Source organism: Ectothiorhodospira shaposhnikovii (assembly GCF_016584105.1).
Taxonomy (GTDB): domain Bacteria; phylum Pseudomonadota; class Gammaproteobacteria; order Ectothiorhodospirales; family Ectothiorhodospiraceae; genus Ectothiorhodospira; species Ectothiorhodospira shaposhnikovii.
In genome coordinates this window covers 1-14,742 of the sequence record NZ_NRSM01000035.1, presented here as the reverse complement: position 1 = coordinate 14,742, position 14,742 = coordinate 1, and the positions used below count along the sequence as shown (strand labels likewise).

7 protein-coding genes are annotated in these 14,742 nt (G+C 58.2%); all 7 read right to left on the bottom strand.

Features of this window, described 5'->3' with window-relative positions:
- Positions 1-2: 2 nt before the first annotated feature.
- Complete coding sequence (locus CKO35_RS15245; RefSeq protein ID WP_200176977.1) at positions 3-4,214, bottom strand: DEAD/DEAH box helicase; 4,212 nt, start codon at positions 4,212-4,214, stop codon at positions 3-5.
- A gap of 88 nt (positions 4,215-4,302) precedes the next feature.
- Positions 4,303-6,402 carry a DUF262 domain-containing protein gene (locus tag CKO35_RS15240; protein ID WP_200176976.1) on the bottom strand — a complete coding sequence of 700 codons (2,100 nt, stop codon included), beginning with the start codon at positions 6,400-6,402 and terminating at the stop codon, positions 4,303-4,305.
- A 9-nt stretch (positions 6,403-6,411) separates the two neighbouring features.
- The gene (locus CKO35_RS15235) at positions 6,412-9,390 is read right to left on the bottom strand and encodes a type I restriction endonuclease subunit R (RefSeq protein WP_200176975.1); all 2,979 of its coding nucleotides are present in this window, start codon (positions 9,388-9,390) and stop codon (positions 6,412-6,414) included.
- A complete protein-coding gene (locus CKO35_RS15230) occupies positions 9,387-10,553 on the bottom strand; it encodes a restriction endonuclease subunit S (RefSeq protein WP_200176974.1) in 1,167 nt (388 codons plus the stop codon). Before CKO35_RS15230 ends, CKO35_RS15235 begins: the two co-directional genes overlap by 4 nt.
- Positions 10,546-12,063: a type I restriction-modification system subunit M gene (locus CKO35_RS15225; RefSeq protein ID WP_200176973.1), complete on the bottom strand. Its 1,518-nt coding sequence runs from the start codon at positions 12,061-12,063 to the stop codon at positions 10,546-10,548. The genes CKO35_RS15230 and CKO35_RS15225 overlap by 8 nt, the downstream gene beginning before the upstream one ends.
- Positions 12,060-13,556: a type I restriction-modification system subunit M gene (locus tag CKO35_RS15220; protein ID WP_200176972.1), complete on the bottom strand. Its 1,497-nt coding sequence runs from the start codon at positions 13,554-13,556 to the stop codon at positions 12,060-12,062. Before CKO35_RS15220 ends, CKO35_RS15225 begins: the two co-directional genes overlap by 4 nt.
- Before the next feature lie 13 nt (positions 13,557-13,569).
- Entirely contained in the window at positions 13,570-14,463 is an 894-nt protein-coding gene (locus tag CKO35_RS15215) for a WYL domain-containing protein (RefSeq protein ID WP_200176971.1), read from the bottom strand.
- Between the last annotated feature and the right edge of the window lie 279 nt (positions 14,464-14,742).

Here is a 14,742-nt window from a genome sequence, read left to right as displayed (position 1 = left end):
TGCTATTGGTGGTAACGCAGCTTCGCTTGTCTCGACGTTGATCCGAACGAGACTTGATCAACAAGTTCCTGATTACAGAATTCGTCGACGTAGTCTTTGATCGCGTGTGCCGTTTCGATCGCCTTCTTGTCTTGAGGGACGTGCCCTGCGAGGGTCATTGGCATAACTACCAGGCACTTAGCCATCGCGCGTGAGATGGCCACGTTTGTCCTCTCTAGCTGCATCAGGAACGCTTCCTCTCCCATGATCACGTCCGCGTCCCCGACACCAAAAGTCACGACGATTGTGTGCCGCTGACCACCCTGGAACTTTTCCACGGTATCAACGGCCGAGTCGATCAAGTTCGGCGGATCAGACGGGAATATTGACCGCAGTTCGCGAACCACCAAGGCACGTTGAGCGCGATGAGGCGTCACGATTCCGATGCACTGCCCCCAGAACTGATCGGGCGTAGGCGTCGCATGCGTCACGGCACCTCGCCCATCAAGTTCCGCGCTCACTGTCTGCCTCAGGCACCAGGTCAAGGCAGCGACGATCTTGGCTTCGAAGGAATTGCTTTGGGACGACAGATCATCGTCATGGAGCAACGTCAGCACCTTCTTCGCGGGGTCAAGAATGTCCGGCCACAGAGATGACCAAGGGAAGGCCGCTGGAAAACCTGATGGGGGAGTTGGCACCGCCGCCAAGAGATGAAGTGCCGTCGCGGCGTTTGACGCCGTCAACGTCGATCGGTAGCCGATCGTACGGGCATAGGCAACGATGTCCTCCGCCGAGCGGTAGTTCTCTTCCAGCGGACATGGAACGATTTGGCTGCCAAACGGACGGTCGAGCAGGTATTTCTGGATGCTGCCCACCAGGTATTCGGAACCCTTGGGTGGTTCAAGCGCCATGATTGGCGGCATCTGAAGATGATCGCCAGCAATGATCAGTCTCGCATCGTCCTTCAAGGTGGCCAATGGCGAGATTGCATGTGTGACCTGAACCTGAGAGCTTTCATCGACAATCACGACGTCAAAAATCGGCGCAACATGGCGACCATAGGTCCATTCGGCGAACTTGTATGCCTGCATCGTCGCCGTGGCGACAATCGTGACAACATCGGTTTTCGCCAGACTAGCAAGACAATCCTGTGTTTCCTGATTGCCCTGGTCCAGGTTAAATGACTCAACGAGCAGATGTGACTTGCTTGCCGAGAACACCTTTGGGGTCTGCGAAGAGGAATATCCAACAAAGACCTCAGCAGGACAGGTTGCATCGTTGTCTAACGCCTCAACAACACGACCAATAATCTCCTCAACAGCCTTGTACGTCGGTCCGGCGACCAGCAATTTCAATGCTTGCCCCCGCCGCACGGCATCATGCACAAGGCCGTGAATACATCCAGCTAGTGTCTGCGTTTTCCCGGTGCCTGGCGGCCCCCAGATGATAGTCAGCCCTTTTTCTGCCGCCTGCGCGACAGCATCGGTCTGACTCTTGTTCAGGTTGTGCTTGGCCTTGGCGTAGGCTGCAACCGAAGAGGCCTGCGTCGCAGCTACGACGGATGTCGCGTGAAGAGTGTCGGCCTCCCAGAGTACGCGGGCAAGCGGAGTAACCGGGTCTGAGCCGGGGCGCGGAGTCCTCGCCCCCATCGCAGTGGCCGCATTGCTATCTGCCACCGCTATCGACGGGTTCCCTACTGCAGTGAGGATCCGCTTGACCGTCTCGTACCACTTGAACGAGCCCTGGCCTTTGGTGATAAAGATGTCGTTCAGCAGATCAACAGTCGAGTTGGCCAGCAGATAAGGTACGAAAGCCGTTTCACGCCAGTTAGTTAGCTTCAGGACAGCCTTTTTCATGCCTCTGTCAAAGGACACGAGCGTTACGGAAAGCGCCGACCACAGCGGTGCGAGCAGCGTGTCGTTCTGCCCTGGGTAAAGCGGCGCGCCACCGGCGATCAGATCCCTTCCACGCTGCAACGGAAGCCCAGGATGACCTTCCTTGCCGAGAGCCAGATAGCCTTCGTTGTCATCAAGCTTCGCTTCGGTGGACCCAGGAAGCACGTCGAATACGTACTCATTCGGAGTTCCTGTAGGTTGCCCGTTGGTGAGCCGAACCGCTTCGTAACTGGCCTCTAGTGCTTCGGCATCAAGCGCCAGGCGCTGGTGGGACTCCAGCTTTCTGGTGTGATACTGCAATTCCTCCCACCAAACCCAAAGCTTGCTGTCGAACGCGACGTCGCGAGCACCCTGAGGAATAGACAGTGTCAGCTTTGGAGCGTTTGCCTTGAGCTGCCCCTTGAAGTCCGTGCGTAGTCTCTCGACGACGCTGTTCAATGCCCGGCACTGCTTCTCCAGCGCATTGCCGAATTCCTGAATGACGGTGTTGCGGGGAACGGTAACGGACCCCCGTTTTATCGTGGTGACGTTGCTCCAAATCTCATAAATGCGTTCCCGAGGAATGCCGTTGGTGAGGAATTCACGATAGAACGCATCACCCAGCCGAACTGGTCCAGGGCCCGAATAGTAGGTTTCAACGGTATCGAACAGGGTGATCACATGAGGTGTTGGGGCAAAAACAACTCGTCGGATAATCTCATCAACGAAAACAACGCAGGGGCTGACGGCGCCATCGGGCTTCTCGATCAGTTCATCGGCAGGGAAAAGCCAGGCCAGCGCCTTGGTCTTACGATTCGTCAGGCTCAGCACCCGTGGCAAATGCCGTCCCATCGCCGCACAAAGCTCTTCAAACTGTCGTTTCTCCCAGAACGCGATTTGTGCGGTTAGCGGGGTTCGTCCGGCAGCGCGAACAAATGTCTCAGCCTGATCAATCATGTCAGACAGTGTCGACAGGAGCCCCTCCAAAGCCACCCACTCGTCCGCCAGAACCTTCTGATCCACGACAAAGCATTTCGTCGCAAACTGCCGGGGCGACTGTCCCGTCACATAGGCCGTCGCTCTACCAAGTATCGAAAGGCCAGTGAGCAACCCAGCGCTCGGATCGAAGTTGACGGCGATCGCCACATGGAGTTGTGGCGCTGGCGCCAAGCTCGCCAGCACGGCGGCGCTGTCTACCGTCGTGGCCGAAGAAATTAGGGCCTGCGCTCGCGCGGGGATACGGCTTCGTTCCTTTTTGAGATGACTGTGTTGCTGGAAAGCAGGATGTGCGGAGGGGGCGCTTGCCGCACCCGCCGTGTCCTGAATGGCATTAATCTGGAGTGTCTTTCTTGCACCTCGTGTCATACCCGCGATTTGGCTCAAGTGCCCAGTCAGCTTCGCTGCGGGGTAGCAGTAGTGGTTCGGCTGAGCCGCAATTCGCGCTTTGTCCTTCGCATTTGCCCACTTTTCGTGCCCCAACCAGTCGCAGGCACTACACCTGCCATCGACATGCCATTCAAGGTTCTGCCACCCGTTGGTTGATGCATCGCCAACGGCGATGACCCGGAGCAAGTCCTCCCGGAAGAAATGCAGAACGGTGGGCAGATAGAAGCGCAAGTTGGCGTCTTCACTGTCGGCAATCAGCGCATTGAGATACTGAATCGCTGTCGCTGGGGATGTGCCCGACATCAACGCGTCGAGTTCAGACTGGCCTTGCTTGAATCGGGTCCACAGGTAGCTGCGAATCGTTACGAAATACTCATTCTGCAACCCCTGGTCGGCGATCCAGTTCGCCAGAAAAAGTGCGTAAAGCGCGACTTCGGCGGAGTAGCTCGGATTAGCCTCGCTGGTGTGCTTTACATCAATGATGCTCAATGCACGCCGCGTATCAGTTGCCGGGTCAATTCGCCGACGACATCCGTCTGGCCCCACCTCCTCGTCATCTGCTGTGGCCTGGCGCACGACGATGATGTCAGGAATAAGCCCTGCGATTGGCGGCACCTGAGTGATCTGTCCGGGTTGCAGACCAATATTTGCCATAACGGCGTTCTGGAAGGAAGAGGGCTCGAACTTCCCTTGCAGGATGATCGACGGCAAGGCTGTTACCTTTCCAAGCAACGACGCGAGCGGGGCCTTGACTGGTTTGTTTGCGCCTCCCTTGTCCGGCTGATAGATGACCAGACTGCCGAACGCCTGAATCAACTGATCGTTGCGCTCATCCTCAAAATCCCGTCCTGCCGTTTGGAGGACGCCGATTCCAGGACGTGCCTGCAACGGAACCGGCATGCCATGCGAATCAAGCTCCGAGTCTTCATGCAAAGACAGATAAAGTTCGCGATCGCACTTGGTCCGCAGGAACATGGACAATGTGCTTTTGGAGATTCGTTTCTTTGCAGTGCTCGGCATATCAGATCATTTCCAGACAATCAGGCATTTATAGAATCGGCAATCACTCAGTCACACGCTCATACGCTTGTCTGACCACGTTGATCGCAGCCGGCACATCGTCTTGTGATTCCAGGTTGTACAGCACTCCACCCGTCTCGGTTGCGCCGATGATGAAGGCGAACTCCGTGGCATCACGGGCTTTGCCTGATAGATCTTCGCAGTCGGCAAAATCCAGATTCAGCAAGAGGCTCAGCCGCTGCTTACACGGGATGATTTCGACGAAGAAATCAAACACACGGTAGATAACGCTCCGGTCGTTGGGCAGCTCGACTACATCTTCACCAAATGCCTGGATCTGTGGAAGTAAAACCTCCAGTAACTTCTTGGCGATGTCATCCAGTTCCAGGTCCTCGACCCTGTAGTTGGCGGCAAAGGCCTTGTGCTCCTCCAACTCCCGTTGCTTCACGGCCAGCAAATCGACGACCAATGGTCGCCATACGGTCACGGCCTTCTCGGCGAGCAACTTGCCTCGCTGCTCGATGGTCGTACCGTCCCACGCAGATTGTTCGCGAATGAACTTGTTCAAGCGCAGCGGGCTCTCATCGAAACCACCGGCAATCGCTTTCTTTTCGGAAAATGGACGGTCGCTGTAAGTGGAGTTGTATCCGGTCAGCGTCAGATTGCCCAAGCGGTGTAGCCACGTTTCCTGTATTGCTTTCCAGTCGCTACCTAGCATCGTTCGCCATTCCGGACGAAGATCCTCGTTCTGCGGCATAACGTGCTCAATGGAGAAGTTCGAGGTATCGATGCGCTCCTTGCTGAAGTTCTCAAGCCGATCCAGCAGATAGAAGCAAGTTCGCATGTCGTAGACATCGCGGGTTTCGAGCGCCTCGCGAAATTCGGCATCGCTCGGAAAGCGGCGCTTCTTGCCTTGCCTATACAGCGCCACCTTTAAACTTAGCAGCGGCTGGCTCTCGGTGATTCGATAGGCGAGGCTTGCGAATATCTGTCCGAGGCTGCGCGTTTGCATGTCGCACACTGAACGCCGGAACACAAAGCTTTCCAGCAACTCGACGGCCTCGACGAATTCATCGGTACGGAGGGTCTTTGCTCGGTCATGAAAGTCGTAAAGCGTCAGCACGACCGGCGAAGCCACCTCGACCAGGGAACGCAGGCGGGCGAATGCCTCCTTTAATGCCGGCTGCTTTTCCTGGCTGAGACTGAATGACGTGTAGTAGCTGCCAAAGCGGCGCAGGTCGCTGAGGATGCCATCGACACCACGCTTTTCGACAGTACACGAGAAATAGCTACGGAACTCGTGATAGATATCGGCCGCTTTCAATGGCGTGCCGGGACGCATTTGCAGCGTCAGAAAATCCTTCACGAATTTATCGAACTCGGTACGGTAGCGCCGCCCGAAAGCCTGCTCGATCGGCTGCCAATGTTCTTCGTAGAGCTGCGTCTGGGAGGACTCGTCCAGACGCATCAGCACGAAATTTCGAATCAGATCGGCCTGAGTCAAATCCACCCCGGTAGAGTTCAGGCTTTCAAAGATCATCTGCGGGTCATCCTGGCCGCGCGTCAGACTCACGTCCACGACCACCAGTTTCTTGATGCCGTTGTAGACGGTTTGCACGTCGGCCTGGGCGACCAAATCACGCAGGAACAGGAAGTTCTCCTTCACCCGCTCCGAGACAGCCTCTGGCAACGTCTTTCCATCCAGAAGCGCAATCAGCGTTTCGTGATCTGCCCGGCGCAGATGCAGCTTGTGCCGCCGCTCGCCCTTGCCGTGCCGGTTGCGCAGGTAATAGTCGTCCAGCTCATCGGGCGTCGCTTCCTCCTCTCCCTGACCTGAGTTTCCAGGAAGCTGTGCCATCCGGTCACGAAGCGCGATCAACAAAAGCGTCAGCGTAGTAAGGCGTTGTTGGCCGTCGATCAACAACCAACGAGTGATGGTGGCTGTGTTGTCCTCAGCCGCGACATAGACCACTGAGCCAAGGAAGTGGCCCTTCACATTTGGGTCGCTACCGACGCGAATCACATCCTTCCACAGTTGCTGGCAGTGCTTCGTGCCCCAGCTGTAGTCGCGCTGAAAGATCGGCACGATGAACTGCTTCGCGCCCTGCAGCAGATTGGTAACCAGCGTGTCTTCTGCTTTCATGCTCGGGCCTCAGTAATACTGCCGGATGTAGCTGTACGCTTTCTCGAACAGCTCTTCATCGGCATGCAGCTTGTACTTGAACAAGGATTTCCTGAGTGCCTTCTTGATCTCGCGCTCGCCAGCGAGGGTGTCCTGCCAACCGGGAAACCGAACCAAGCGCACGATCTCGTCGATATCCGCCACCACGCGTTCGACCATGATCGGCGTCTCGGCGGTCTTTACTTCATTGAACAGCTCGGTCAGCGCTGCCTTTCCACGATCCTCGTCCTCTTCCGGAGGCGTTTCCTTCTCGGCCTGCAGCACTTCCTTGGCCAGTTGCAGCAGTTGCTTGAGAAACTCGACGCTGTTGAGCACGCCGGACTCGAAGCGGTCGCGCAGGGCATCCAGGCGTTCCGAGAGCGCCTTGAACTTTGGATTTCCGAGGTGTTTGCGTAGGCGCCGGGCAACCTTGATTTCGATTTCCTTGGCCTTCTTCGGGTCAGGATTCGAGAGCACGGCTTCCAGCAGATCGGCGTCCAGCACCAGCGTATCGAGGTCGTCGCGCACGGCATCGACGTGCACGTTCTGGTGGATCAGCTCGATGGTCTTGGCGCCGAGGGAATGCCAGATCAGTTTGCCGTGACCGCTGGAGGGCTGCACCGACTGGTACACCTGCGACAGCCACTTGTAGTCCTTCTCGTACTCACCGAGGATCGGATCTGGCGAGATGGCCTCCCAGAGCTTATTGAGCAGGCTGTACTCGACCGCGAAGTTGTCGCGCACCTCATTGTTGGGCAGGCATTGCTGGGCGGCGATCAGGCCCTCATAACCCTCGATGGTGCGATCCACGCCGGCAAAGAAAGCCAAGCATTTCTGCATCGCCTCCGGCAGCCGGTCCTTGAGCTCCTGGATGTTCGATACCACCGCCGTGACGCTCTTGTCGTCGAACTCCAGTGCCTTGGCCACGTCGTCGAAGATGCCGAGGTAATCCACGATCAGGCCGTGGGTCTTCTGCTCCGAGTAGGTGCGGTTCACCCGGCAGATGGCCTGGAGCAGCGTGTGGTCGCGCAGAGGCTTGTCCAGATACATCGCCTGCAGGATGGGCGCGTCGAAGCCGGTCAGCAGCTTCGAGGTGACGATGATCAGTTTGAGCGGATCGTTGGGGTCGCGGAAGCGATCAAGCAACCGCTCCTCTTCATCCCGCGTGCGCGCATAGGCCTTGTACTGCGGCTCGTTGGCGTTGACCGTCATCACAATGTCGGAGGCCTCCGGCGGCAGCAGCTTGTCCAGCTCCTGCTTGTAGAGCAGACAGGATTCTCGATCGAAGGTGACGATCTGGCCCTTGAAGCCGTTCGGTTCCACCTTGCTCTGGAAGTGCTGGACGATGTCCTCGCACACGCGTCGGATGCGCTCCGGGGTCTTCACCAGCACCGCCATCTTGGCAGCAGTCTTGCCAAGGTTGTCGCGGTCGAGGTCGGAGAGACCGCCGGTCATCTCCTTGAAGGCGGCATCGATGGCTGCCTTGTCGATGTGCAGCTCCAGCAGGCGCGGCTCGAAGTGCAGCTTCAGTGTCGCGCCGTCGCGGATCGACTCCTCGAAGCCGTAGCGGCTCAGGTAACCCTTGTCATCCTCCTCCGCACCGAAGGCGTAGAAGGTGTTGCGATCGAAACGATTGATCGGTGTACCGGTCAGGCCGAACAAGAAAGCATTCGGTAGCGCATCACGCATCTTGCGGCCGAGGTCGCCTTCCTGGGTGCGGTGCGCCTCGTCCACCAAGGCGATGATGTTGCCGCGATCATTCAGCACACCATCGGCTTCGCCGAACTTGAAGACCGTCGTGATGATGATCTTGCGCACGTCCTGCGCCAGCAGTTGGCGCAGCTTGTCGCGGGAGTCGGCCTTCTCGAGGTTGGGGATATCGGCCCCGGTGAAGGTGCCGGTGATCTGGGTATCGAGATCGACACGGTCGACCACAATCAGCACCGTGGGATTCTTCAAGCGCGGATGCAGGCGCAGCTTCTGCGCCGCGAACACCATCAGCAGCGACTTGCCTGACCCCTGGAAATGCCAGATCAACCCTTTCTTGGGGTAGCCGGCCAGCACCCGCTCGACGATCTTGTTGGCCGCCTCGTACTGCTGATAGCGACAGATGATCTTGATGCGCTGTTTTTTCTTGTTGGTGGCGAACAGGGTGAAGTTCGCCAGGATGTCGAGCACCACATGGGGCCGCAGCATGCTCTCGGCAGCCAGTTTTAAGCCCTTCAGCGGATGTTTGAGCGCATCGCCGTCGTCCTCCAGGTTCCACGGCCCCCAATCCTTGATGGGCAGCCCGAGCGAGCCATAGCGATATTCCTTCCCTTCGGTGGCCACCGAAAAAACGTTGCAGACGAACAGCTCCGGCACGTGCTTCTCGTAGTCGTCGTGCACCTGCAGCGCGCCATCCACCCAGCTCACCGCCGAGCGCGTCGGCGTCTTGGCCTCGATCAACACCAGCGGCAGGCCGTTGACCAGCAGGACCAGATCGGCGCGACGCTCGGCGCTGCCGGCGCGGAAGGTGAACTGTTGAGTGACGACGTACTGGTTCTGGTCGAGGTTGTCGAGGTCAATCAACCGAACCGGCACATGCTCGTTGTTCTGACCGAAGGGCATGGAACGCTCGCCCCTGAGCCAGGCCGTGAATTCCTCATTGGCGCGGATCAGACCATCGGAGCGCACCGCGAGCACAATGGCACGCAGCTTGTAGAGCACCTCGTCGGCGCGATCGGGCTGGGCGGCAATCTCCGGGTTGAGGCGGATTAGCGCCTCGCGCACCCAGGATTCAACCAGCACGTCCTGGTGCTGACGGGGGATGTCGGCACTGGCGACACGGCGCCAGCCGATCCCCTTGTGGCTGCGGCCGTAGGTGGCTTCTGGCTCCTGGACGACATTAGCGGTGACGGGCTTTGCCGGGCCAGATAGCAGATCGTAGAGATAGGCTTCTACGGTATTTGCCTCAGTGAAACCTGTCATTCCCCAACCTCGCTAAAGAGCCGCCCGTTTAGAAATGCTCGCTTCACCGCCAAGGCATCTTGCCGACGCTGCTCTGCCTGGTGGCACGCTTGCCGGAGAGCATCTATTTGGGCAATGAATTCATCTTGTTCATCAAGGGAAACTGCGGGAACGGACAGTGAAAAGAGCTTGTCACTCTCCAGACGCTTTGTTCCATGTGAAGACGCTGATACGAGCTGAAGGTATCGCTCAGCCGAATGTTCAAACCAATACTGAATGTATTTCGGTCGGAAGCTGTCGGACACCACAAGTGCTTTCATGTCTTGATTGAAAGCGGCCGGCACCAGCGTCCTGGCGACGGGAAATGTATGGGCCAGAATCATTCCCCTCACCACGATCATTATTGTGTCGGCAGGCATCAACTTAGAACCCGCCTCTACTCCCGAAGGGGTTACAGTTTCGGTTGCACTGCCCAGCTCTGCGGCTTTCATGTCTTTAGGGCTGATCCAAGGAATGCTTCCGCCCCAATACGATGGGTTGCCACGTGCCGGCGTACCTCCGCTATGCCATGTTCCAACATTGGCGACTGACACTCTGTTCGGGTGATCGGCGTCAAAGTGGTCTATCGAAAGGGCACGTTGAAGTTGCCGTGCAGTCGCAATCAGCGATTCAAAAGCGCCAGACTGTTCGTCGAATAGCTCGAGGGCCTCGGCAGCCTTTCGCTGCTCCTCCAACGACGGCAACGCGAACTCCTGAACCACGAGCGTTTTCCAGTTAATCGTCGGCGAAAGAGAGCCAACAGAAATCTCCACTGCCCGATTCATGAACAGGTCGCTCTGCATGAAGAAGGGCAGGAACTCCGGCAGCACAACGTCGGGCTTGGCGCGAAGCACCATTGCGTGGGCCGAGCAGATCCCGTCGAACTCGGCTACGCCCAGCTTGCGCTGGTACGCGCGACGGCGACCGAAAATGATGTCGCCCTTTTTGAACACCAGCTTGGTGGCTTCCACATCATCCGGGCTGCCCCAACGCCGAATGCGCAACGAATCGGGGTCGAGGTGTTCCAGACCAACGTAATGCTCCATTCCGGATTCGGACGGCTTGTCGATGCGGACATTGACGTTGGTGGCGATCTGGTCAAAGCGCCAGATCTTCCAGCCAGGTTTCAACTTATTGTCAGGCACGCTCGGCCTCCTCGATCTCTAGGCCGTCGAGCGTCTCCACCAGGGCATCCATCTGCTGCCAGAAAGGTCGTCCGTCGCTTTGCCATTTCTCCCAGGCCGCGCTCAGGCTGACGGCCTCAATGGTTCCGTTGCCGTTCGCCGCGCTCGTCGCCCGCTTCACATACAGCGGAATGGAGAGATTGGCGCCATTGCGGGTGATCTGGTCCAGCGTCGCCACCGCCGAGAAGCCCTCGATCGGCGCGAAGGCGCTGAAGGCTTCCAAGATGCGTTGCTGGTGTTCCGCCTTGAGTAAGCTCTGTGCTCGCTCGCGGGTGACTTCGTTCAGCGCGTCGATGAACAGCACCTTGCCCTTGCGTTCGGCCGGTTTGCGCCGGTTGCAGACCATGACGCAGGACTCCATCGGGGAGTTGTAGAAGAGGTTCGGCCCAAGACCGATCACCGCTTCTACCCAGTCCTGCTCGACCATCTTGGCGCGCATCGCCTGTTCCTCGTTGCGGAACAGCACGCCGTGCGGCCACAGGATGGCGCAGCGGCCACGGTCCGACAGGCTGGCCAGGATGTGCTGCTGGAAGGCGTAGTCGGCCCGACCCTGCGGCGGAGTGCCGAGGAAGTTGCGCCCCCACTTATCCTGGCCCCAGGCTTCGCGGTCCCACTGCTTGATGGAGTACGGCGGGTTGGCGAGGATTACATCAAACTTGCGCAGCCGGTCGCCTTCGGTGTGTTTGGGATCGGCCAGGGTGTCGCCCCGGATGATCTGGAAATCCTCGACGCCATGCAGGAACAGGTTCATCCGGGCAATACCGGAGGTGATCAGGTTGCGCTCCTGCCCGTAGAGCTTGAGGGTGCGATACTCGCCGCCGCTGCGCTTGACCTCGGCCAGCGCGGAAATGAGCATGCCGCCGGTGCCGCAGGTGGGGTCGTAGATCGACTCGCCTGCCTGCGGGACCAACAACTGCGTCATCAGATGCACAACGGTACGGTTGGTATAGAACTCGGCGGCTGTGTGGCCGGAGTCGTCCGCGAACTTCTTGATCAGAAATTCGTAGGCATTGCCGAGCTCGTCCTCGGGCACGTTGGCGACCGAGAGCGTTAGCGTCGAGAAATGCTCGATCAGGTTCTTGAGGGTTTCATCCGGCAGGCGCTCTCGGTTGGTCCAGGGCGCATCGCCAAAAATGCCAGCCAGCATGTCAGGATTGGCCGACTCGATCTGCCGCAAGGCTGACTGGATCGCCATGCCGACGTTTTTCGGGACCTGGCGCACGTCCTTCCAATGCGCGCCATCTGGTATCTGGAAGCGATGGTTTTCGGCGAACTCGGCATAGGACAAGTCGCCGCCCGACTCCTTGAGCGCAGCCTGATATTCCTCGTCCCAAACATCCGAGATGCGTTTGAAGAACAGCAGCGGAAAGATGAACTGCTTGTAGTCGCCGGCATCGATGAGGCCACGCAGCAGTACGGCGGCGCCCCAGAGATAGGATTCGAGTTCTTGTTGGGTAATGCGGGCACTCATTGCAGCCAGCCTCCTTCCACCATAACCTTGGCCAGCCTGTCTTCCGCTTCCCGGCAGCGAGTGAGTGCACTCTTGAAGGACTCAATGGCTTCTGGCAGCGGCGGGATATCCTCCTGCAACGGCGGCAGGACATAGCGCGAGATATTCAGCGTCCAGTCCTCGGCCTCGATTTCATCCAGGCCGACGATGCGCACCGCGTCCTGCACATCCTCGAACTTCTCGAACCAGCCCTGGATTTCGAGGCCGTGCGCGGGTTCCAGATAGTTCTGTGCCCGACCACGTCGGAACAGCCTAGAGGCGTCGGCGATCATCACCTTTTTGCGCCGCTGGGCCGGCTTCTTCTTGCGCAGTACTAGGATGCAAGCGGCGAGGCCTGTGCCATAGAAAAGATTAGGCGCCAGGCCGATGACCGCCTCGACCAGATCCATCTCCAGAAGCTTTTGGCGGATACTGCCCTCGGCTCCTTTGCGGAACAGCGCGCCCTGGGGCAACACCACGGCCATGCGCCCAGCCCCTTCGGCCATCGACTTGACCATGTGCTGCACCCACGCAAAGTCGCCGCTGCTGGACGGGGGCAGTCCGGCAAAGTTGCGCCCGAAGGGATCGTTCACCCATAGGTCTTCGCCCCACTTTTCGAGGGAAAAGGGCGGATTAGCGATCACGCAATCGAAGCTCGCCAGACGGTCACCCTCGAAGAACGCCGGGTTGCGCAGGGTATCGCCGCGCACGATCTGAAAATCCTCGATGCCGTGCAGGAACAAGTTCATGCGGGCAATGGACGAGGTGGTGAGGTTTTTCTCCTGCCCATAGAGCTTGCCCCACAGACGCTTCACATCGCCGTGTTGTTCTTGAACGTGCTGAACGGCTGCCAGCAACATGCCGCCCGTGCCACAGGCCGGGTCATAGATGGTTTCGCCCTCTTTGGGGTCGAGCATTTCGATCATCAGCCGCACGACACTGCGCGGGGTATAGAACTCGCCGGCCTTCTTGTTGGTGGCATCGGCAAATTTCTTGATCAGGTACTCGTAGGCATCGCCCAGCACATCGGATGCGATGTTTTTGTTGCCGAAGGAGATGCGAGAGAAATGCTCGATCAGATCCTTGAGCAGCGCGTCGGAGAGCCGATCCTTGTTTGTCCATTGGGCGTCGCCGAATACCCCGTATAGGGTGTCCGGGTTGGCCTTCTCGATCTCGCGCATGGCGCGCTGCAGCGCATTGCCGACGTTGGTCGCCACGGCACGAACGTCATTCCAGTGGCAGTCATCCGGGATCTGAAAGCGATGGGACTCGGGGAAGAGGGCCAGTTCGGCATCGCCGGTCTCATCGACGATCTCGGCGTATTCCTCGTCCCAGACATCGCAGATCCGCTTGAAGAACAAGAGCGGAAAGATGTAGGTCTTGAAGTCAGCGGCATCCACCGGGCCGCGCAGAATATTGGCGGATTCCCAGAGGTGACCTTCGAGCTGACTGAGGTTGATTGGAGCTTCTTGCATTAAGTCGTTCTCTTCATGCTTGATCCGGCGATCGGTAGCCAGGCGCGAGCACCGCGTTCCTGACGCCGTAAAGGGCCAAGGGGTTCTTTAGCCAGAGCCGGTATTCCGGCCCTCTCAGGCTGTGATCGGGCGAGCTGTCCACACTCCACTTGCGCAGAATGTATCCAGCCGTGGCGGCGCGGAGCTTCATGCGCAGCAATCCATCCCGCATGCCGTAGTCCATCTCCGTAACCTCAGGACGTGGCTGATCCGGGTGGGGAATCAGTTCCAGCTCGACGATTCGCGTCCATTGGATGTCCTGGTCGCCGCGCTCATGGGCCTGCACTTCTTCATCTCGCAACAAGACCGGTCCCTTGATCCGGGTGATCACGAAATCCCGAAACTCCTGAGATTTGCGATCGAAGGCCCGCACATGCCAGCGCAGGCCGTTGTCGATCAGCGCAAAGGGAACGATCTGGCGCTCGGTCTGACCGCTTGAGATCGAGTGGTACTCCACCCGAATAGGACACTCCTGATGGATCGCGCGCGTTACACAGGCCAGCACATCCAGATCGGGATGCGTGAGCCTTGACGGGATTTCACTTGTCACCCACGCCTTGAGCTGGGAGGGCTCTCCGTCTCCGAAGCCTTGCGTCAGCCAGGACAGAACCCGTTCAGGCGGAAAGTCGAAGAGCGGCTTGAAGTCCTCTCCAAGGACATAGCACTTGGCCTTGGTGTCGTAATCGATGTTGCCTGGTGCCAGCTCCTTGTAGATCGCCAGATCACGCGTGGCGGCGGCCGACTGGATTCCAAACCGCGACACCAGGTCCTGGCGGCGGATATCTCCGATGAAGCGCACGCGCAGTTCCACGAAGGCAAGGCGATCGCGCTGCGGCTGGGTAAGGTCGTCAAGCTGTTCGTCAGACATCCTTGGGGCTCATGCGGGTTAACAAATGCTCGTGATGATAGTTGCGGGTAGTATATGGCACGCACTACAATCCGTCTATGCGATTCCAAACGCTCCCATGTCCGCATTATTATGATTATGACTATGCAGCAGCAGGCGGATCGCCCTCTATAAAAAAGGGGTAACCGGAATATCTGGTTGATCTCTACCTTGGCGTTCATTCACAAATTTCACTTTCTCAACGGAAAAGCTGGTTGTTTTGTTGCCTCCTAACCATATATCACATAATATCCACCTGTG

Coding starts and splice junctions, on each gene's coding strand:
- CKO35_RS15245 (WP_200176977.1), bottom strand. CDS start 4,214: ATGTTCCTGCGGACCAAGTGCGATCGCGAACTTTATCTGTCTTTGCAT.
- CKO35_RS15240 (WP_200176976.1), bottom strand. CDS start 6,402: ATGAAAGCAGAAGACACGCTGGTTACCAATCTGCTGCAGGGCGCGAAG.
- CKO35_RS15235 (WP_200176975.1), bottom strand. CDS start 9,390: ATGACAGGTTTCACTGAGGCAAATACCGTAGAAGCCTATCTCTACGAT.
- CKO35_RS15225 (WP_200176973.1), bottom strand. CDS start 12,063: ATGAGTGCCCGCATTACCCAACAAGAACTCGAATCCTATCTCTGGGGC.
- CKO35_RS15220 (WP_200176972.1), bottom strand. CDS start 13,556: ATGCAAGAAGCTCCAATCAACCTCAGTCAGCTCGAAGGTCACCTCTGG.
- CKO35_RS15215 (WP_200176971.1), bottom strand. CDS start 14,463: ATGTCTGACGAACAGCTTGACGACCTTACCCAGCCGCAGCGCGATCGC.